The organism is Streptomyces sp. NPDC021019 (assembly GCF_044333295.1).
In the GTDB taxonomy this organism is placed as follows: domain Bacteria; phylum Actinomycetota; class Actinomycetes; order Streptomycetales; family Streptomycetaceae; genus Streptomyces.
The window spans coordinates 44,366-63,325 of sequence record NZ_JBIRQR010000001.1; the positions used below are offsets into that span (position 1 = coordinate 44,366).

14 protein-coding genes and 1 pseudogene are annotated in these 18,960 nt (G+C 70.8%); 5 read left to right on the top strand and 10 right to left on the bottom strand.

The features are described from left to right. The first annotated feature begins 52 nt into the window (after nt 1–52). Complete coding sequence (locus ACH4RG_RS00165) at nt 53–298, top strand: DUF2630 family protein (RefSeq protein ID WP_397918989.1); 246 nt, start codon at nt 53–55, stop codon at nt 296–298. 95 nt (nt 299–393) lie between these two features. Here the strand turns inward: ACH4RG_RS00165 and ACH4RG_RS00170 are convergent, their stop codons facing one another. Both ACH4RG_RS00170 and ACH4RG_RS00175 read right to left on the bottom strand, forming a co-directional pair. Then, entirely contained in the window at nt 394–795 is a 402-nt protein-coding gene (locus ACH4RG_RS00170; RefSeq protein WP_397918987.1) for an RNA-binding S4 domain-containing protein, read from the bottom strand. A gap of 64 nt (nt 796–859) precedes the next feature. Next, nucleotides 860–2,929 carry a PhoX family protein gene (locus ACH4RG_RS00175; RefSeq protein ID WP_398538854.1) on the bottom strand — a complete coding sequence of 690 codons (2,070 nt, stop codon included), beginning with the start codon at nt 2,927–2,929 and terminating at the stop codon, nt 860–862. Between the two features lie 293 nt (nt 2,930–3,222). Between ACH4RG_RS00175 and ACH4RG_RS00180 the strand changes: the two genes are divergently transcribed. Next, nucleotides 3,223–4,779, top strand: a complete 1,557-nt coding sequence (locus ACH4RG_RS00180; protein WP_398538855.1) for a VWA domain-containing protein — start codon at nt 3,223–3,225, stop codon at nt 4,777–4,779. Here the strand turns inward: ACH4RG_RS00180 and ACH4RG_RS00185 are convergent. Together ACH4RG_RS00185 and ACH4RG_RS00190 are read right to left on the bottom strand one after the other, a co-directional pair. Then, on the bottom strand, nt 4,713–6,020 hold the full coding sequence (locus ACH4RG_RS00185) for a sensor histidine kinase (protein WP_398538856.1): 1,308 nt from the start codon (nt 6,018–6,020) through the stop codon (nt 4,713–4,715). The two genes, ACH4RG_RS00180 and ACH4RG_RS00185, sit on opposite strands and share 67 nt — an antisense overlap. Beyond that, nucleotides 6,017–6,670, bottom strand: coding sequence for a response regulator transcription factor (locus ACH4RG_RS00190; protein WP_032752670.1), 654 nt, complete (start codon nt 6,668–6,670; stop codon nt 6,017–6,019). Before ACH4RG_RS00190 ends, ACH4RG_RS00185 begins: the two co-directional genes overlap by 4 nt. A gap of 203 nt (nt 6,671–6,873) precedes the next feature. Here ACH4RG_RS00190 and metG point away from each other — a divergent pair, with 203 nt between their 5' ends. Continuing rightward, the gene (gene metG / locus ACH4RG_RS00195; RefSeq protein WP_397918979.1) at nt 6,874–8,487 is read left to right on the top strand and encodes a methionine--tRNA ligase; all 1,614 of its coding nucleotides are present in this window, start codon (nt 6,874–6,876) and stop codon (nt 8,485–8,487) included. 70 nt (nt 8,488–8,557) lie between these two features. Here the strand turns inward: metG and ACH4RG_RS00200 are convergent. From ACH4RG_RS00200 to aspS, 3 genes and pseudogenes are all read right to left on the bottom strand, one after another. Then, nucleotides 8,558–8,674: pseudogene (locus ACH4RG_RS00200) on the bottom strand (Uma2 family endonuclease); the annotation flags it as partial. Nucleotides 8,675–8,830: 156 nt separating this feature from the next. Beyond that, nucleotides 8,831–9,634: a L,D-transpeptidase family protein gene (locus tag ACH4RG_RS00205; protein WP_397918977.1), complete on the bottom strand. Its 804-nt coding sequence runs from the start codon at nt 9,632–9,634 to the stop codon at nt 8,831–8,833. Between the two features lie 246 nt (nt 9,635–9,880). Then, nucleotides 9,881–11,680: an aspartate--tRNA ligase gene (aspS, locus tag ACH4RG_RS00210; RefSeq protein ID WP_397918975.1), complete on the bottom strand. Its 1,800-nt coding sequence runs from the start codon at nt 11,678–11,680 to the stop codon at nt 9,881–9,883. 193 nt (nt 11,681–11,873) lie between these two features. Here aspS and ACH4RG_RS00215 point away from each other — a divergent pair, with 193 nt between their 5' ends. Then, a complete protein-coding gene (locus tag ACH4RG_RS00215) occupies nt 11,874–13,994 on the top strand; it encodes a SpoIIE family protein phosphatase (protein WP_398538857.1) in 2,121 nt (706 codons plus the stop codon). Between the two features lie 108 nt (nt 13,995–14,102). On the opposite strand, the gene ACH4RG_RS00220 is transcribed toward ACH4RG_RS00215, so the two are convergent. The 3 genes from ACH4RG_RS00220 to ACH4RG_RS00230 all read right to left on the bottom strand — a co-directional run bounded on the left by ACH4RG_RS00220 (nt 14,103) and on the right by ACH4RG_RS00230 (nt 16,948). Next, on the bottom strand, nt 14,103–15,218 hold the full coding sequence (locus tag ACH4RG_RS00220) for an AI-2E family transporter (protein WP_398162217.1): 1,116 nt from the start codon (nt 15,216–15,218) through the stop codon (nt 14,103–14,105). A gap of 92 nt (nt 15,219–15,310) precedes the next feature. Beyond that, complete coding sequence (locus ACH4RG_RS00225; protein WP_398538858.1) at nt 15,311–16,267, bottom strand: pirin family protein; 957 nt, start codon at nt 16,265–16,267, stop codon at nt 15,311–15,313. Between the two features lie 213 nt (nt 16,268–16,480). Beyond that, the gene (locus tag ACH4RG_RS00230; protein ID WP_007447855.1) at nt 16,481–16,948 is read right to left on the bottom strand and encodes an SseB family protein; all 468 of its coding nucleotides are present in this window, start codon (nt 16,946–16,948) and stop codon (nt 16,481–16,483) included. Between the two features lie 167 nt (nt 16,949–17,115). Between ACH4RG_RS00230 and ACH4RG_RS00235 the strand changes: the two genes are divergently transcribed. Beyond that, the gene (locus ACH4RG_RS00235; protein WP_397918967.1) at nt 17,116–18,942 is read left to right on the top strand and encodes an acyl-CoA dehydrogenase; all 1,827 of its coding nucleotides are present in this window, start codon (nt 17,116–17,118) and stop codon (nt 18,940–18,942) included. Nucleotides 18,943–18,960: the final 18 nt, after the last annotated feature.

Sequence of the window (18,960 nt, forward strand, 5' to 3'; positions counted from 1 at the left end):
CGGGGAGAGAGTGGGATCCGTGACCGCCGCCGAGCGACCCGAGAGAGACGCCATGGCCGACAGCGACATCTTCGAGAACATCGACGACCTGGTCTCCGAGGAGCGCGACCTGCGTGACCGCTCCGTGGCGCAGATGGGCCTGTCCACGGACGAGAAGGCCCGGCTGCGGGCGGTGGAGGTCCAGCTCGACCAGTGCTGGGACCTGCTGCGCCGACGGCGGGCGCTCAGCGAGTACGGCGAGGACCCCTCGACGGCGAAGGTCCGCCCCGCCGACGAGGTTGAGGGCTATCAGAGCTGACCAGAACCGGTCCCGGGGCGCGCCTGGGGCGGAGGGGCGCAAGGTGCGCCTGGGGCCGCCACCCGGTGTTTCACGTGAAACACCGGGTGGCGGCCTCAGCGCTCCGGCGGATGTCCCTGAAGGCGTTCCATCTCCCGGCGGTCGCGCTTGGTCGGACGGCCCGTGCCCCGGTCCCGTACGGGGACCTGGAGCGCGATCTCGCGGGGCGGCGGGGGCGGACTGTTGTCGACGAAGCACTCCACGGCCACCGGCGGGCCGACCCGCTTCTTCACGATCTTCGAGATGACGACCACCCGGTCCCGCCCCGCGTGCCGGAGCCGCACCTCGTCGCCGACGCGCACGGCCTGGGCGGGCTTGGCCCGCTCGCCGCCGACCTTCACATGTCCCGCCCGGCAGGCGGCGGCCGCCTGGGCACGGGTCTTCGTCAGCCGGACCGACCAGATCCACACGTCGACCCGGACGCTTCCCTCCGCCTGCGGCGCGTCACCGGAAACCATGCGTCCGACTGTAATGCGGACCGGTGGTGGGCGGGCGGCAATAAAGCCGCCCGCCCACCGGACCTCACACGCCGATGTCGCGCCCGTCCTTGCGCCAGACGGCGACGACCGAGGGGCGGACGATCTTGCCCGGGCCGTCGGGCCAGACGCTCGCCGGCTTCTCGACGGAAGCCCCGTCGATCTCGCCCGGGTGCTGGACCGCGACCAGGACCCGGCGGTCCTGGATGACCGGACCGCAGGTCTCGGCCCCGGCCGGGACGGTCAGGAACTGCTTCAGCTCGCCACGCCGGTCACCCTGGGTCGCCACGCCGAACAGGCCGTCGTGCGAGTCGAGCTTGTTGCCGTCCGTGGAGATCCACAGGTTGCCGTGGTCGTCGAACGCCACGTTGTCCGGGCAGGAGATGGGGCTGACGTTCTCCTTGGGGAAGCCGGCGAAGTACGTCGACGGGTCGTCCGGGTCGCCCGCCACGAGGAACAGCCGCCAGGCGAACCCGTCACCCGCCGGGTCGTCCCAGTTCTCCGCGAGCTCCAGGATCTGCCCGTGCTTGTTGTTGTTGCGCGGGTTGGCCTCGTCCGCACCGGCCTTGCCCGCCTTGCCACGGTCCGTGTTGTTGGTGAGCGCCACGTACACCCGGCCGGTACGCGGCGAGGGCTCGACGTCCTCGGGGCGGTCCATCTTGGTCGCGCCAACCTTGTCACCGGCGAGGCGCGTGTAGACGTACACCTCGTCGGCGGTCATGCCGGGCACGTGCGACGTGGTGCCGGTGGCCAGCGGGATCCAGACGCCGCTGCCGTCGAACTCCCCGTCGCTGGGGAGCTTTCCGGTGCCGTCGATCTCGGTGACCGGCGAGTCGCCGCTCAGCTTGGCGACGTACAGGGTGCCCTCGTCCAGCAGCGTCAGGTTGTGCTCGCGGGCCGCCCGCGAGTTGCCCTTCTTCATCCGCTTGCTGGAGACGAACTTGTAGAGGTAGTCGAACTTCTCGTCGTCGCCCATGTAGACGACCGGACGGCCGTCGGAGGTGAGCCGGGGCTCTGCCGCCTCGTGCTTGAACCGGCCCAGCGCGGTCCGCTTGCGCGGGGTGGAGTCCGGGTCGTACGGGTCGAGTTCGACGACCCAGCCGAAGCGGTTGGCCTCGTTGGGCTCCTTCGCCAGGTCGAACCGGCGGTCGAACCGCTCCCATTTGCGCTCGGTGGCGCCCGTGCCGATCCCGTACCGCTTGTGCATGTCGGTGGTGCCGTTGGCGAAGTACTGGTTGAAGTTCTCCTCGCCGTGCAGCGTGGTGCCCCACGGAGTGGTGCCGCCCGCGCAGTTGTTGAGGGTGCCGAGCACCTTGCGGCCGGACCGGTCCGCCGAGGTGCGCAGCAGGGCGCTGCCCGCGGCCGGGCCCGTCATGCGGAACTCGCTGGTCGCGGTCAGACGGCGGTTCAACGGGTGCCGGTTGACCGGCCCCAGCCTGCCGGTGCGGTGCTCCTCCTGGACGACGACCACGGAGAGTCCGTGCGCCGCCCAGGCGATCTCCACCTGCTCACGGGTCGGGTTGGCCGGATCGTAACCGCGGAACATGAGGATCTCGTCCGTGTACTCATGGTTCGCGACCATGACCTGCCGGCCGCGCTCGCCGCGCAGCGGGAGCAGGGAGAGGAAGTCGTTGTTGTAGCCGAACTGACCGGCCTGGGCCTTCGCCGTCTGCTTGTCCGGGTCGAAGGCGGGCGCGCCGCGCAGGATCGGCTCGCCCCAGCGGATCACCACGTTCTGGGCGTACCCCTCGGGGATGGTGACCTTGTCGTCCTTGTTGGGCGCGACCGGCGAGAACCGCAGGCCACGCGCACCGGACGGGGCCGGCTTGTGGGGGTGGCCCCGTTTGTGCCCGTGCCCGGCAAGCGCGGCGGCTTCGGCCTGCGGGGCGTTCGGGCCGGTCAGCGCCGCGGTGCCGGCGGCGGTGGCGACGGTGACCACGGCGGCGGCGCGCATCATCGAGCGGCGCGACACGGCACCGGCGATGATGTCGCCGGCGTACTCGTTGTCGCTGTTGTTGGGCGTCTCCTTGAAGCAGGCGTCCCCGCAGCGGAAGCGGCAGGTCAGCGCGGAACGCCCACCGGGATGCGAGCTGATGAACGGCAGCAGGTTGCGCACGTGGATTCCCTCCGTCTGGTGTCGTGCGTGACGGTATGTGTGCCTCCACGCGGTCCGAGGGACTCCCGGTGAACGGCGGGTGAAGTCCGGGCCACCGCTGTTTCCTTGGGGGCCGTTGCCGGACACCGTCGTGGACTCGGTCCGGGAACGGTTTCGGCTCGGTTGACGCAGGGGTGGGCCGCACCGGCGAACGGCCGGATCCGGCCGCTAACCTTACGTATCCGTCCTGGCCAGGGATGAATTCACCCAGGTCGGACATTCACCGCACCCAACTCATGCGAAAGGCCTCGCCCATGGGCATTCGGAGCTTGCTGCGTAAGGTGTTCGGCCGCACGGAGCAGGACGAGCCGACCACGGCCACCGTCCCGCCCCAGGCCGAGCGCGTTCAGCCCAAGGAGACGGAGCCGGAGACCACTTCGGCGGCCGAGCCCGCGGCGGAGCCGAAGGCGTCGATCCCGGCCCCCACCTCGTCATCCGCGTCCTCCGCGTCCTCCGCGTCCTCCACGCAGACGCCGTCCACCGCGTCCACGGCTTCCCCCGCCTCCGACTCCACGGAGCGTGACGACTCGCCGGCCGCCGACCTGGTGGCGGAGGCCTTCGACAAGGCGGCCGCCGCGCCGACGTCGCCGATCGTCCCCGCGCAGAAGTCGGCCCCGGAGGACGCTCCGAAGGCGGAGAAGGCGGATAAGCCCGAGGCACCGGTCGCCGCCGAGGAGCCCGTCAAGCCCGAGGAGCCCGTCACGGCCGAGGAGCCCGGTTCGACGCCCGAGCCGATCACGATCGACCTCGACTTCGACGAAGCCCCGGAGCCCGCACCGGAGCCGCAGGCCAAGCCGGAACCGGCAGCGGAGACAGAGGCAGAAGCGGCAGCGGAGGCAGAAGCGGCAGCAGAAGCGGAAGTCACCCCCGAAGCGGCGGAGGCCAAGGCCCCTGAGACCGCCCCCGAGGCACCTCGGGCCACCCCTGAGGCACCCCAGGCCTCCGAGGCTCCCGAGGCCTCAGCGGCTCCGGCAGCCGCAGAGACGCCGGAGGCCACAGAGACGCCGACCGCCGAAGAGACCCCGAAGGCCCCTGCCACGCCGGAGCCCGTCGCCACCACCCCCGAACCCGTCGTCGCCACCCCCGAGCCGGTCGCCGCCGCCCCGGAGGCCGCCCCCGGCAAGCCCGCCACCACGCTCGCCCGGGTCAAGTCGCATGCTCCGCAGCTCGTCGCCCCCTACAAGGCGGCGCAGACAGCGCTCAAGGCGCACGGGCTGACCGGGCTCCGCGCCCGCGTCTACCTGGTACTCGACCGCTCCGGCTCGATGCGGCCGTTCTACAAGGACGGCAGCGCCCAGCACCTGGGCGACCGGACGCTCGCGCTCGCCGCGCACCTGGACGAGGACGCCACCGTGCCGGTCGTCTTCTTCTCGACGGACATCGACGGCACCGGCGCCATCGAGCTCTCCGGTCACGAGGGCCGCGTCGACGAGTTGCACGCGGGCCTCGGCCGCCTGGGACGGACGCATTACGAACGTGCGGTCGAGGCGATCGTCGCGCACTACGAGAAGACGGAGGCCACCGGTCCGGCTCTCGTGATCTTCCAGACGGACGGCCCGCCGGATGCCAAGCAGGCCGCCCGGCAGGCCCTCGAGGAGGCCGCGCGGCTGCCGCTGTTCTTCCAGTTCGTCGCCTTCGGCGAGCAGGACGCGAAGGGCTTCGACTTCCTGCGGAAGCTCGACGCCCCGAACACCGGCTTCTTCCACGCGGGCCCCGCGCCCCGTGAGGTCGCGGACGCCGAGCTCTACCGCGAGATCCTCGCGGGGCTGCCGGCCTGGACCGCCGCGCGCGCGGGCGGCTCCGAGGCCTGATCGACCGGCAGCCGTACGGTCACGGCGAGACCGCCGCCCTCCGGGCCCGGTACCGCCGTGACCGTACCGCCGTGGGCCACCGCGATCGACCGGACGATCGAGAGACCGAGGCCCGATCCCGGGCCCATCCGGTCGCGGCCCTCGCCCCGCCGGAACGGCTCGAAGAACCCCGCGATATCGGCCTCCGAGACCATTGGGCCGGTATTGCGCACCAGCAGGGCCCCCTCCCCGGTCAGCGAGACCTCCACCGAGCCGCCCGGCACGTTGTACGTGACCGCGTTGGCCAGCAGGTTCGCCACCAACTGGGCGAGCAGCAGCCGGTTGCCGCGCACGGAGCAGGCGGCCACCACCACGTTCACGGTCGGCCCGCCGCTCGGGCCCTCCCGTCCTCCGCCCTCCGCCCCCCGGCCCTCCGGACCGCCGCCCGCGCCCCGGACCGCCGGACGGCGGGCCGCCTCTTCCCTGACCACGTGGTCGAGCCGGACCGCCTCACGCTCGTCCGCGGCCAGTCCCCGTTCGCTGCGGGCCAGCACGAGCAGCCCTTCGATGAGCCGCTCGCTGCGCCGGTTGGTGTCCAGCAGGGTCTGCCGGGTGCGTACGAGGTCCTCGGGGGACGGATCGTCCAGGCCGATCTGGATCGCGGCGCGCTGGGTGGCCAGCGGGGTCCTCAGCTCGTGCGAGGCGTTCGCGATGAATCTCTGCTGACTGTCGAACGCTTTCTCCAGCCGGGCCAGCAGGGCGTCCAGCGTCTCGCCCAGTTCCTTGAGCTCGTCGTCGGGCCCGGTGGGCGCCATGCGCTCGTGCAGGGTGTGCGCGGAGAGCCGACGGGCCTTCTCGGTCATGTCGTGGATGGGCCGCAACACCCGCCCGGCGGTCCACCAGCCCACCGCGACCGCGCAGCCCGTCATCACGAGCAGGGCGGCGATCGACCAGTACAGGAGCTGCTGCCCCGCCGCGTTGCTGACGTTGTCGGTGAGGTCGTACACGGTGGGCGGCCCCAGGTGCCGCCGGGAGATCAGCGGACCGTTCACCGCGTAGCCGGGCTGGGCGACGGCGGCGGACGAGGCGATGGAGCGCGCCTCGGTCTCCGTACCCGCACGGGAAGCCAGGTTGACGGTGGCCAGCAGCGCGGTGCCGAGCACCAGGAAGACACCGCCGTACACGAGGGCGATCCGGGTCCGGATCGTCGAGTGCGGCAGCTTCGAGGCGTCCACCAGCCGCCGCAGGGACGGCCGCCTCACAGGGCGTACCCGACGCCCTGCACGGTGCGGATCAGCGCGGGCTCGCCGAGCTTGGCGCGGAGCTTGCTCATACAGACCCGCACGGCGCCCGTGAACGGGTCGGCGTTGGCGTCCCAGGCCCGCTCCAGCAGCTCCTCCGCGCTGACTGTGCCGCCGTCGGCCTCCAGGAGCAGTTGCAGCACGGTGAACTCCTTCGGCGAGAGGTCCAGATCCCGGCCGTCACGAAGCGCGGAACGCCGCACGGTGTCGAGCCGGATGCCGTGGCGCTCCAGCTGGGGCGGTACGGGTCTGGCGCTGCGGCGGCGCAGGGCGCGCACCCGGGAGACCAGCTCGGGGAACTCGAAGGGCTTGGCCACGTAGTCGTCGGCCCCCAGGTCGAGCCCGGCGACCCGGTCCTCCATGGTGCCGGAGGCGGTGAGCATCAGGATCCGGGTGCGGGAGCCGGAGGCGACCAGCCGGCGGGCCACGTCGTCGCCGTGCACCCGGGGGAGGTCGCGGTCGAGCACCACGACGTCGTAGTCGTGCAGGCCGAGGTAGGCGAGAGCCGCGTCCCCGCTGTACACCGTGTCGACCGCGAAGCCGGCCCGGCGCAGTCCGGTGGCGACCAGCTCCGCGAGGATCTCCTCGTCCTCGGCGACCAGTACCCGCATGGTGATGTCCCCTGCCTCGTGCACGCTTGTCCGCTCCCTCCCAGGATGCGACTTTCCTACGGGAACCATTACGGGAACGGATGTTTCGCAAAGCTCTCCGCCAAATTCGCGAAGCTCTCCCCCGGAGGCCGCCGCTCCGCCCGCACGGGGTCCGCGTTCTATCGATGTGAGTGGATCTTGATCTGGCCGTTAGGATTTCGACCATGGCGGCCACTGGATCCGAGAAGCAGGGGGCGAAGGCGTACTACGTCTCGACCCCCATCTACTACGTCAACGACGCTCCTCACCTGGGCCACGCCTACACGACCGTCGCAGGCGACGTGCTCACGCGCTGGCACCGCCAGCGCGGCGAGAAGGTGTGGTACCTCACCGGCACGGACGAGCACGGTCAGAAGATCATGCGCACGGCCGAGGCGAACGACGTCACGCCGCAGGCCTGGTGCGACAAGCTCGTCGAGGAGGCGTGGAAGCCCCTCTGGGAGCATCTGAACATCGCGAACGACGACTTCATCCGGACGACGGAGAAGCGGCACACCGACCGTGTGCAGGAGTTCGTGCAGGACCTGTACGACAAGGACGAGATCTACAAGGGCGGGTACGAGGGCCCTTACTGCGTGGGCTGCGAGGAGTACAAGCTCCCCGGCGATCTGATCGACGGCGAGGGCGAGTTCGCCGGGCAGAAGCTCTGCCCGATCCACAAGAAGCCGGTGGAGCTCCTCAAGGAGGAGAACTACTTCTTCAAGCTGAGCGAGTACGGCCCGAAGCTGCTGGAGTTCTACGCGGCGAACCCCGGTTTCATCCAGCCCGAGTCGGCGCGCAACGAGGTGGTGAACTTCGTCGAGCAGGGGCTCCAGGACCTGTCCATCTCGCGCTCGACGTTCGACTGGGGCGTCCCGGTGCCGTGGGACGACAAGCACGTCATCTACGTGTGGGTCGACGCGCTGCTCAACTACGCGACCGCCGTGGGCTACGGCGCGAACCAGGAGAAGTTCGACGGTACGTTCCCGGCGAACGTGCACCTGATCGGCAAGGACATCCTCCGCTTCCACTCGGTGATCTGGCCCGCGATGCTGATGGCACAGGGTCTGCCGCTGCCCGGCAAGGTCGTGGCCAACGGCTGGCTGATGGTCGGCGGCGAGAAGATGTCCAAGTCCAACCTGACCGGCATCAAGCCGCAGGACCTGACCTCGCACTTCGGTGTGGACGCGTACCGCTGGTACTTCCTGCGGGCCATCGCGTACGGCAGCGACGGGTCGTTCTCGTGGGAGGACTTCACCGCCCGCTACACCTCCGAGCTGGCCAACGACTACGGCAACCTCGCCTCGCGGGTCGCTGCGATGGTCGGCAAGTACTTCGGCGGTGCGCTGCCGGAGGCGACGGCCGCCGGTGACGCCGAGCGGGCCGTGCGGGAGGGCCTGGCGAAGGCCGTGGCGACCGCCGACCGGAAGATCGGTGAGGAGCTGGACTTCCAGTCCGGCATCCTGGCGGTCTTCGACTTCGTGAAGCAGGTCAACGGCTACATCACGGAGCAGGAGCCGTGGAAGGTGGCCAAGGACACCAGCCCGGAGGGCCAGGCCCGCCTGGCGACCATTCTGTACACGGCCGCCGAGTCCCTGCGCGGGGTCGCGGTCCTCCTCAACCCGGTGATGCCGGAGACCTCGCAGAGGCTCTGGGAGTCCCTGGGCGCCGAGGAGCCCCTGGGCGCGCTGGCCGACCAGAGGGTCCAGGACGCGGGCGCCTGGGGCGTACTGCCCGCAGGCGCGACGGTGACGAAGGGCGCGGTGCTGTTCCCGCGCCTGGAGGAGAAGCCGGCGTAGCGCGTTCGTACGCACGAGGAGCCCGGGACCGTGAACAGCGGTCCCGGGCTCCTCGCGTTCCGGCTTCGGGTCAGCGCGTCCAGTTCTTGAGCGGCTCGGTGTCCGGCTCGATCCCGACCGGGTCGGGGAGGGCGACGGTCTTGCCGTACGGAACTGTCACGACCTGCTCGTAACGCACGCCGTCGGGCTACGGGCCGGCTCTTCGAAGACGTCCTGCGTCAGGACGCGGTCCTCGACCACGCTCACAACGACCTCCTCCTGCACCGGGCCACCGGGCCACCTGTACCGGGGAACGTCCTCAGCGCACGGGCAAGGGCCCCCGCCCGTACGCCCGATCGGTGGCTCACCGCCCCAGCCTCGCCGCGTCCCCCATCACGATCACCGGGTTCATCGCCGGGTCCAGCGTGCGCAGCAGCTCCTCCATACGCTCCTCCGGGAGGGAGACGCAGCCCTGGGTGGGGCCGCCGTGGTCGACGTGGATCCAGATGCCGCCGCCGCGTTCGAGGCCGAGCGGGCGAGTGCGGTCCAGGGGACTGACGCCCGCCGTGCGGTTGTAGTTGATCGCGACGACGTAGTCGAAGGAGCCCTCCAGCGGCTCTCCGAGGAAGCCCTCGCCGTCCACCGAGAACCGGGGGTGCTCGTCGTACGGCAGCAGCGCTCCCGGGTCGGGGAGCCGACCGCCCGCGTCGGTGAGCGCGTAGACGCCCGTGGGGGATCTCAGGTCGCCCGCCACATGGTGGTCCGTCCAGCCCTCCATGCCGTTGTGCGCCGGCCAGGGCCCCAGGACCGGCTGCCAGCTCTTCGCCGGCCCCTCTCGGCTGTACAGGACCGCGTCGGCCCGGTGGGAGTCGGCCTCCTCTCCGGTCACGACGAACACCTGCCGTGCCTCGGCGGGGACCTGGGCCAGGGTCTCCGGTCCCAGACCGGGGATCTCGGCGGGGCTCGGCGTGGACTCCGGCGTGGACTCCGGGCCGGGCGATGCCCGGCGTACGGAGGCGGCGTCGGATTCCGGACCCGCGGCGCCCTGCCCCGGAGCTCCTGCGGGAGCCTTCGCGGGAGGGGCTCCGGAAGCGCAGCCGGTGAGCAGCAGGGCCAGGACGAGGAGCGGTGCGGCGAGCAGGGCGGGCGGGCGGCGCGGGACGGACACGGTGGCGGGCTCCTCGGCTGGCGGACGGCGCGACGCGGCAAGGGGGTGTGAGAGGGGTGTCTCGGTGCCAGTCCTTGCCGGGCCCGGCCCTGCCGAACCCGAACCGGGGCCATCCGGCTGTACCGCGTCGCCCTGACCGCGTAGCCCTGCGGTCACCAGCACTCCGCCTTCTGCAGCGAAACAGCCCCCGATCAGGTGATCGGGGGCTGTTTCACGTGAAACATCCGTGGAGCGGGGCCGTGCGGGCTACTTCTCCGTGGGCTTCTCCGACGTGCCCGCGCCCTTCGCGGCGACCGGCTTGCGCAGCTGGATGTTCAGCTCGCGCAGGCGGGTCTCGTCCAGCTCGGTCGGGGCGCCCATCATCAGGTCCTGGGCGTTGCCGTTGAGCGGGAAGGCGATCGTCTCGCGGATGTTGGGCTCGTCGGCGAGGAGCATCACGATGCGGTCGACGCCCGGGGCGATGCCACCGTGCGGCGGGGCGCCGAGACGGAACGCGCGGAGCATGCCCGCGAACTCGTGCTCGACGGTCTCGCGGTCGTAACCGGCGATCTCGAAGGCCTTGAGCATCAGTTCGGGCTCGTGGTTACGGATGGCACCCGAGGACAGCTCGATGCCGTTGCAGACGATGTCGTACTGCCAGGCCAGGATGTCCAGCGGGTCCTTCTCCTCCAGGTCGGCGAGGCCGCCCTGGGGCATCGAGAAGGGGTTGTGCGAGAAGTCGATCTTCCCGGTCTCCTCGTCCTTCTCGTACATCGGGAAGTCGACGATCCAGCAGAACCGGAAGACGCCCTCCTCGAAGTGGCCCGCGCGCTTGGCGGCCTCGACCCGGACCGCCGACATGATCTTGGAGACCTCGTCGAACTCCCCCGCGCCGAAGAAGACGGCGTGGCCCGGGACCAGCGAGAGGCGCTCGGTGAGCGTCTTGACGTCGGTCTCGGTGAGGAACTTGGCGATCGGTCCGGCCAGCGCCCCGTCCTCGCCCACGCGCACCCAGGCCAGGCCCTTGGCGCCGTGCTCGACGGCGTACTCGCCGAGGCCGTCGAAGAACTTCCGGGACTGGCCCGCGGTGTCCGGGACCGGCAGCGCGCGGACGTGCTTGCCGGCGAACGCCTTGAACCCGGAGTCGGCGAAGACGTCCGAGATGTCGACGAGCTCCAGCTTGGCGCGCAGGTCCGGCTTGTCGTTGCCGTACTTCAGCATCGACTCGCGGAACGGGATGCGCGGGAACGGCGAGGTGACCTCACGGCCGTTGCCGAACTCGGTGAAGAGCTCGGTCATCAGCTTCTCGATCGGCTGGAAGACGTCCTCCTGCTCCACGAAGGACATCTCGACGTCGAGCTGGTAGAACTCGCCCGGGGAGCGGTCCGCGCGGGCGTCCTCGTCGCGGAAGCAGGGCGCGATCTGGAAGTAGCGGTCGAAGCCCGAGATCATCAGCAGCTGCTTGAACTGCTGCGGGGCCTGCGGCAGCGCGTAGAACTTGCCGGGGTTCAGCCGGGACGGGACGACGAAGTCACGGGCGCCCTCGGGGGAGGTCGCGGTGAGGATCGGGGTCGCCATCTCGTTGAAGCCGAGGGCCACCATCTTGGAGCGGATGGAGGCGATCACGGCCGAGCGCAGCATGATGTTGCGGTGCATGCGCTCGCGGCGCAGGTCGAGGAAGCGGTACTCCAGGCGCCGCTCCTCGTTGACGCCGTCCTCGGTGTTGATCGTGAAGGGCAGCGGGCCGGCCTCGCCGAGCACCTCGACCTCGGTGACCTCGATCTCGATCTCGCCGGTCGGCAGCTCCGGGTTGACGTTGTCGGCTCCGCGTGCGGAGACCTTGCCGTCGATCCGGACGACGGTCTCCTTGGTGAGCTTCGCCAGGGCCTCGTTGCCGGGGGTGCCGGGGCGGGCGACGAGCTGCACCAGACCGTAGTGGTCGCGCAGATCGATGAAGAGGATGCCACCCAGGTCTCGGCGATTGTGCAGCCAGCCGCTCAGCCGGACGTCGGTGCCGACGTCAGAGGCGCGGAGCTCGCCGCAGGTGTGGGACCTGTACCGATGCATCGTCGTTCATCCAGTCTTCGCGGTTCGGGGGTGCCCGGCGGATCAGGGCCCCTGGGAGTGGATTGAGCCTCCCCAGGCTACCGCCCGGGACCGGGACGCTTCATTTCCCTTTACGCCGCGGCCCCACCGCTCCCCGGGGCAGGTGGCGGACCCTCGGTGGCGTCCGCCGAGCACATCTTCCTAAAGTGGGGCAATGCGCACCGAGGAAGTCCTGGCCGCGATCGCGACGGGCCTGTGGCGCTGGGACAACGCAGCCGGCACGGTCACGCTCGACGCGGAGGCGGCCCGGCTGCTCGGGCTGCCCGCCGAGCCAGGCGACTACCGGGAGTCCACGGTGCGCTCCCGCTTCCACCCGGTCGACTGGAACGAGATCTACGCGGTGGTGAACCTTGCGGTCGCCGAGGGCACTCTCGCCGAGGCGCGGCTGCGCATCGTGGACGAGCGCGGCCGGGTGCTCCGTACCGTGCGCAGCCGCTCCAAGCCGGTCGTGCCGCCGGACCGGGACGTCGACAGTTACGTCCTCTTCGGCACGCTCCAGGAGGTCGCCGAGCCGCAGCCCGGCTCCGCCGACGCCGCCCACACACCGATCACCGGGGACTGGCGCCGGTCCCGGGAGGCGTTTCTGCTGGACGCCGGGCGGGCGCTGGCCGAGGCCCGGTCCACCGCGGAGGTGCTGCGGGTCGCCGGTTCGCTCTCCATGCCCGGCTTCACCCCGGACGGCCTCGCGGTCTTCGGCTCCGCCGGGGAGCGGCTGACGATCATCGGGCACCACGGGCACAGCTCGGAGGACGAGGAACCGTTCACCGACATGCCCCTGGAGACGGACTACCCGGCCGCCGAGGTCGTCCGCACGGGCCGGGCGATCTATCTCCCCTCCCCCGACGAGTACCGTCGCCGCTACCCGGCCACCTGGCCGCTCGCCCGGCGCTTCGGACGGCAGTCCTGGGCCTTTCTGCCCCTGGTGTCATCCGGCCGCACGATGGGCGCCTGGATGGCGGGGTTCCGGCATCCGGTGGCGTTCTCCCCGGACGAGCGCGCGGTGCTCTCGACGGTCGCCCGCATGCTCGCCCAGGCCCTGGCCCGCGCCGGGGTGGCCGAGACGGAACGCGAGCTGTCGCTCGGGCTCCAGCGCTCGATGATGCCGACCCTGGGACCGCGGATCCCCGGCATGACGGTGGCCGCGCGGTACGTGCCGACCGGCGGCGGGCTCCAGGTGGGCGGCGACTGGTACGACATGATCCCGCTGCCCAACGGCCGCATCGCCCTGGTCATCGGCGACGTCCAGGGCCATGACGTGCGGGCCGCCGGGCTGATGGGCCAGCTCCGCATCGCGCTGCGCGCCTACGCCTCCGAGGGGCACCGCCCGGACGCCGTGCTCGCCCGGGCCTCGCGCTTCCTGTCCGGGCTCACCGACGCGTACGAGAGCGTCGAGGAGCCGGCGACGCCGCGCTTCGCGACCTGCCTGTACGCGGAGGTGGACCCGGAGGCCGGGACCCTGGACATCGCCCGCGCGGGCCACCCCGACCCGGTGGTGATCAGCGCCGACGGGACCGCGGTGATCCGGCAGACGGCCGGCGGGCTGCCGCTGGGGATCGAGACGGACTCCGACTACCCCACCACCCGGGTGGTCCTGGAGTCCGGCGAGACGATCATGTTCTGCACGGACGGTCTCATCGAGACCGGCGGGCACGACATGGCCACCGGCTGGGACCGGCTGCGCCCGGTCCTGGAGGAGCCCGCCGAGGACCTGGAACAGCTGGCCGACGCCCTGGTCCAGGCCGTGCACGGGCCGATTTCGCACTACACGACGGGGCCGCTCGCGGACCGGCGGGAGGACGACATCGCGGTCCTGGTGCTGCGGCGCGAGAGCGTCTCCGCCCGGGAGACGCCGCCGCGCCGCAGCGTCATGACCATCGCGCAGGCCGAGCCCGAGCGGATCTCGGTCGGCCGGCATCTCGTGCGCGAACTGCTCCACGACTGGGGCGATCCCGAGCAGGTCGACTCGGCGGTCCTGATGGTCTCCGAGATGGCCACCAACGTGCTCGTCCACACCGACGGGGACGCGCTGATGGTGGCGGAGATCTCCGGCGAGCGGGGGAAGCGACGGCTGCGCGTCGAGGTCGCCGACGCCAGCGACGAACTGCCGCACAAGAGGCGACCGGGCGAGATGGCGTCCAGCGGGCGGGGGCTGATGCTGATGGAGATGCTGGCGGACGCGTGGGGGGTGGATCCGCGCGGAGAGGGGAAGTCGATCTGGTTCGAGCTGTACGAGGCGCCCGGCCCGGGCGAGCCGGCGGAGGCCGCGGCCTCCTGAGCCCGGCGCACCGGCCCCCACGGCCCTGCCCTGCTTGGGCCCCTGGGCCCGACCCCCTGGGCCCTGGCCTCCGGAGCGCTCGGGCTCACCTCCGTAACGGTTCCGTCCTCAGACGCCGGACGGGCTCGGGTGGCTGCCCGAAGGGCCACCGTCCGGGCCTCCCGGACCCGGCCTGGTGCCGGGTGGCCCGTACCCCCCGCGCAGCTCCCCCAGGACCCCGAAGGCCGCCGCGCACAGCGGCACGGCCAGCAGCATGCCGAGCAGGCCCGCCACGCTCGCGCCCGCCGTCAGCGCGATCATGACCATGGCCGGGTGCATCTGGACCGTACGGCTCTGGATCATCGGCTGGAGCACATGGCCCTCCAGCACCTGGACGGCGAGAACCACCCCCAGGGCCCACAGGGCGATCACGAACCCCCGGTCGGCCAGCGCGACCAGCACCGCCACAGCGCCGGAGAGGAACGCCCCGAGGTACGGGATGTACGCGCCGACGAACACCAGCGCGCCGAGCCCCACCGCCCCGGGAACGTCCAGGATCAGCAGGCCCACCGTGATGCACACGGCGTCGATCAGGGCGATGAACGTGGTGCCGCGCATGAAGCCCTCGACGGCCTCGAACGCCCGGCGCCCCATGGCCTCGACCAGGTCCCCGGTGCCACGCGGGGCCACCGAGTGGGCCAGGTTCACCGCCCGGTCCGAATCGCGCAGGAAGAAGAAGGTCAGCAGGAGGGCCAGCACGCTGGTCGCCACCAGCGAACCGACCAGGCTGATGCCGCTGAGCAGACCGCCCGCAGCGCTCGCCCCGAACTTCTCGACCAGGTTCTTCGCGTTGTCGGCCAGGTCGTCGACGTCCGTGGCCCCCGCGATGTCGAGATGGTCCACGACCCACTGGCCGGCGTCCTTCAGCGAGTCGACGATCTGGGCGCCGGAGTCGACGAGAGCGGTGACGACGATGTACCCGGCGCCCCCGACCACCGCGACGAGGGCCGCACAGGTCAGCCCCGCGGCCAGCGACCGGTTGAGCCTGCGGGCGATGAGCCACCGGTGGACGGGGCCGAGCAGCGCGGTACCGAGCAGCGCGAGCAGCACCGGGGTGACCGCGGTCTTGAGGACGACGACCAGCCAGATCGCGACGGCGGCGACGCCCACGACGAGCAGGACGACACCGCACCAGGCGGCCGCGCGGCGGGCGCTCTCGGGAAGGAGGGGCTTGGGTGCGGGCACCCTCCCACCCGATCACGGGGCAGGGCGGCCGGCCCGTCCGCCGCCCCCGTACGGGTGACGGGGAGTCACCTGACGGAAGCGGCCGGGAGGTGTCACATGCCGTGGACCGCGGGGACCGTGCCCAGGCGGCCGGCCTGGAAGTCCTCGAAGGCCTGCTTCAGCTCGGCCTGACTGTTCATCACGAAGGGCCCGTAGTGCGCCATCGGCTCCCGGATCGGACGGCCGCCGAGGAGGACGACCTCCAGGTCCGGGGTGTTGCCGTCCTGCCGCTCGTCCGCGCGGACGGTCAGCGAGCCGCCGGCTCCGAACACCGCGGTCTGGCCCATCGCCACGGGGCGGCGCTCCGCGCCGACCGTGCCGCGCCCGGCCAGGACGTAGGCGAGGCCGTTGAAGTCCTCGCGCCACGGCAGCGTCACCTCGGCGCCGGGCCGGGCGGTGGCGTGGATCATCGTGATCGGGGTGTGGGTGATGCCGGGGCCCTCGTGGCCGTCGAGCTCACCGGCGATGACCCGGAGCAGCGCACCGCCGTCGGGGGAGGCGAGAAGCTGGACCTCACCGCCGCGGATGTCCTGGTAGCGCGGGGCCATCATCTTGCCGGCCTTGGGCAGGTTCACCCAGAGCTGGAGGCCGTGGAAGAGCCCGCCGGACATGACGAGCGACTCCGGCGGGGCCTCGATGTGCAGCAGGCCCGATCCGGCGGTCATCCACTGGGTGTCGCCGTTCTCGATGGTGCCGCCGCCACCGTTGGAGTCCTGGTGGATGAAGCTCCCGTCGATCAGGTACGTGACCGTCTCGAAGCCGCGGTGCGGGTGCCAGGGGGTGCCCTTCGGCTCACCGGCGGCGTACTCCACCTCACCCATCTGGTCCATCATGATGAACGGGTCGAGGTGCCGGTAGTTGATGCCCGCGAACGCACGGCGGACGGGGAAGCCCTCGCCCTCGAATCCGCTCGGCGCGGTCGTGACGGTGAGGACGGGACGGGCCAGGGCGTCACCCGAAGCGGTCACCTTGGGCAGGGTCAGCGGGTTGTCGACGGTCACTGCGGGCATGGAAGCCACCTCCGGGCGAGTGTTCTGCGATCAATTTAGTTGAACAATGAACATCTTGCAAGGCGTCACGCATTCCCGGGCGGCCACGCCGAGGGGCCCGCCCGGGGCCCCGACAGCGAAAAAGGCCCGCGCCGCTTTCGGCACGGACCCGCTTCCGAACAAAGAAACAGCAGGCCGGCGACCCACCTGGAGGCCGCCCCCGCCCGTACGCGCCTACCCGTACATGCGGCGCATCGCGAAGTCGACCATCTGCTCGACGGCCTTGGCGTCGAAGACCATCCGGTGATCACCCTCCATGTCCAGGACGAAGCCGTACCCCGTCGGCAGCAGGTCGATCACCTCGGCCCCGGTGATCACGAAGTACTTGGACTCCTTGCCCGCGTACAGCCGCAGCTCCTTCAGCGTGGTGAACATGGGGATCACCGGCTGCTGCGTGTTGTGCAGCGCGAGGAAGCCCGGATTGTCGCCGCGCGGGCAGTAGACCTTCGACGTGGCGAAGATCTGCTGGAAGTCCTCGGCGGAGAGGGAGCCGGTGGTGAAGGCCCGTACCGCGTCGGCCAGGGAGGGCGGCGACGGTTCGGGATACAGCGGCTGCTCCCCGTAGCCGCCGCCCATCTGACCCATCTGGCCCATCTGACCCATCTGCTGCTGAGCACCAGGGTTCTGGTCGTAGCCGTACATGCTGCAAAGAGTAATCGGACACATCTACGGCTTGAGGGGTTGCGCCTTATTACTGACGGGTAGCATCATCGTAGAGGTCAGCTGACGGACCTACGCCTGCCTGCCGCCCGACCCGCATCACTCCCCGGGGCGCTGTGCGCCACTGCTATTGATTACGGAGCCTTCCCATGGGGCACTACAAGTCGAATCTCCGCGACATCGAGTTCAACCTCTTCGAGGTCCTCGGGCGCGACAAGGTGTACGGCACCGGTCCGTTCGGTGAGATGGACGTCGACACCGCGAAGAGCATCCTGGACGAGGTCGCGCGCCTCGCGGAGAACGAGCTGGCCGATTCCTACGCGGACGCCGACCGCAACCCGCCGGTATTCGACCCGGAGACGAAGACCGCTCCGGTCCCGGCGAGCTTCAAGAAGTCGTACCAGGCCTTCATGGACTCCGAGTACTGGCGCCTGGGCCTCCCCGAGGAGATCGGCGGCACCACCTCGCCCCGCTCCCTGATCTGGGGCTACGCGGAGCTGCTGCTCGGCTCGAACCCGGCCGTGTGGATGTACTCCTCCGGCCCGGCGTTCGCCGGCATCCTCTTCGACGAGGGCAACGACGAGCAGAAGAAGATCGCGGAGATCGCCGTCGAGAAGCAGTGGGGCTCGACGATGGTGCTGACCGAGCCGGACGCCGGCTCCGACGTCGGCGCCGGCCGGACGAAGGCCGTGCGGCAGGAGGACGGCTCCTGGCACATCGAGGGTGTCAAGCGCTTCATCACCTCGGGCGAGCACGACATGTCCGAGAACATCCTCCACTACGTGCTGGCCCGCCCCGAGGGCGCCGGACCCGGCACCAAGGGCCTCTCGCTCTTCATGGTCCCGAAGTTCCACTTCGACTGGACCACCGGCGAGCTGGGCGAGCGCAACGGCGTCTACGCGACGAACGTCGAGCACAAGATGGGCCTCAAGGCCTCCAACACCTGCGAGATGACCTTCGGCGACCAGCACCCCGCCAAGGGCTGGCTGATCGGCGACAAGCACGACGGCATCCGCCAGATGTTCCGCATCATCGAGTTCGCCCGCATGATGGTCGGCACGAAGGCCATCGCCGCCCTCTCCGCGGGCTACCTGAACGCGCTGGAGTACGCCAAGGAGCGCGTCCAGGGTCCGGACCTGGCGAACTTCATGGACAAGACGGCGCCCAAGGTCACCATCACGCACCACCCCGACGTGCGCCGCTCGCTCATGACGCAGAAGGCGTACGCCGAGGGCATGCGCTCCCTCGTGCTGTACACGGCCTCCGTCCAGGACGCGATCCAGGAGCAGGAGGCCGCGGGCGAGGACGCCAAGGCGCTCAACGGTCTCAACGACCTGCTGCTGCCGATCGTGAAGGGCTACGGTTCCGAGAAGTCCTACGAGCAGCTCGCGCAGTCGCTCCAGACGTTCGGCGGCTCCGGTTACCTCCAGGAGTACCCGGTCGAGCAGTACATCCGGGACGCCAAGATCGACACCCTCTACGAGGGCACCACGGCGATCCAGGGCCAGGACTTCTTCTTCCGGAAGATCGTCCGCGACCAGGGCGCCTCGCTCAACACGCTCTCCGAGGAGATCAAGAAGTTCCTCGCGGGCGCCCACGGCAACGAGGAGCTGGCCCCGGCGCTGGACTCGCTCGCCAAGGCCGCCGTGGACCTGGAGGCGATCGTCGGCACGATGATCACCGACCTCACCGCGACCGGGGAGGACGTCAAGAACATCTACAAGGTGGGTCTCAACACGACCCGCCTGCTGATGGCCTCCGGCGACGTCGTCGTCGGCTACCTGCTGCTCAAGGGCGCGGCCGTGGCAGCCGAGAAGCTGCCGACCGCCTCCGCCAAGGACGTCCCCTTCTACCAGGGCAAGATCGCCGCCGCGAAGTTCTTCGCCGCGAACGTCCTGCCGGGCGTCTCGACCGAGCGCGCGCTCGCCGAGTCGATCGACAACTCGCTGATGGAGCTGGACGAGGCCGCGTTCTAGGACCGCGTTCGCCCGCTC

Bases quoted from the DNA above. Each gene is read 5' to 3' on its own strand.
- ACH4RG_RS00165 (WP_397918989.1), top strand. From the start codon at position 53: ATGGCCGACAGCGACATCTTCGAGAACATCGACGACCTGGTCTCCGAG.
- ACH4RG_RS00235 (WP_397918967.1), top strand. From the start codon at position 17,116: ATGGGGCACTACAAGTCGAATCTCCGCGACATCGAGTTCAACCTCTTC.
- ACH4RG_RS00190 (WP_032752670.1), bottom strand. From the start codon at position 6,670: ATGCGGGTACTGGTCGCCGAGGACGAGGAGATCCTCGCGGAGCTGGTC.
- ACH4RG_RS00170 (WP_397918987.1), bottom strand. From the start codon at position 795: ATGGTTTCCGGTGACGCGCCGCAGGCGGAGGGAAGCGTCCGGGTCGAC.
- ACH4RG_RS00215 (WP_398538857.1), top strand. From the start codon at position 11,874: ATGCGCACCGAGGAAGTCCTGGCCGCGATCGCGACGGGCCTGTGGCGC.
- aspS (WP_397918975.1), bottom strand. From the start codon at position 11,680: ATGCATCGGTACAGGTCCCACACCTGCGGCGAGCTCCGCGCCTCTGAC.
- ACH4RG_RS00180 (WP_398538855.1), top strand. From the start codon at position 3,223: ATGGGCATTCGGAGCTTGCTGCGTAAGGTGTTCGGCCGCACGGAGCAG.
- ACH4RG_RS00225 (WP_398538858.1), bottom strand. From the start codon at position 16,267: ATGCCCGCAGTGACCGTCGACAACCCGCTGACCCTGCCCAAGGTGACC.
- metG (WP_397918979.1), top strand. From the start codon at position 6,874: ATGGCGGCCACTGGATCCGAGAAGCAGGGGGCGAAGGCGTACTACGTC.
- ACH4RG_RS00230 (WP_007447855.1), bottom strand. From the start codon at position 16,948: ATGTACGGCTACGACCAGAACCCTGGTGCTCAGCAGCAGATGGGTCAG.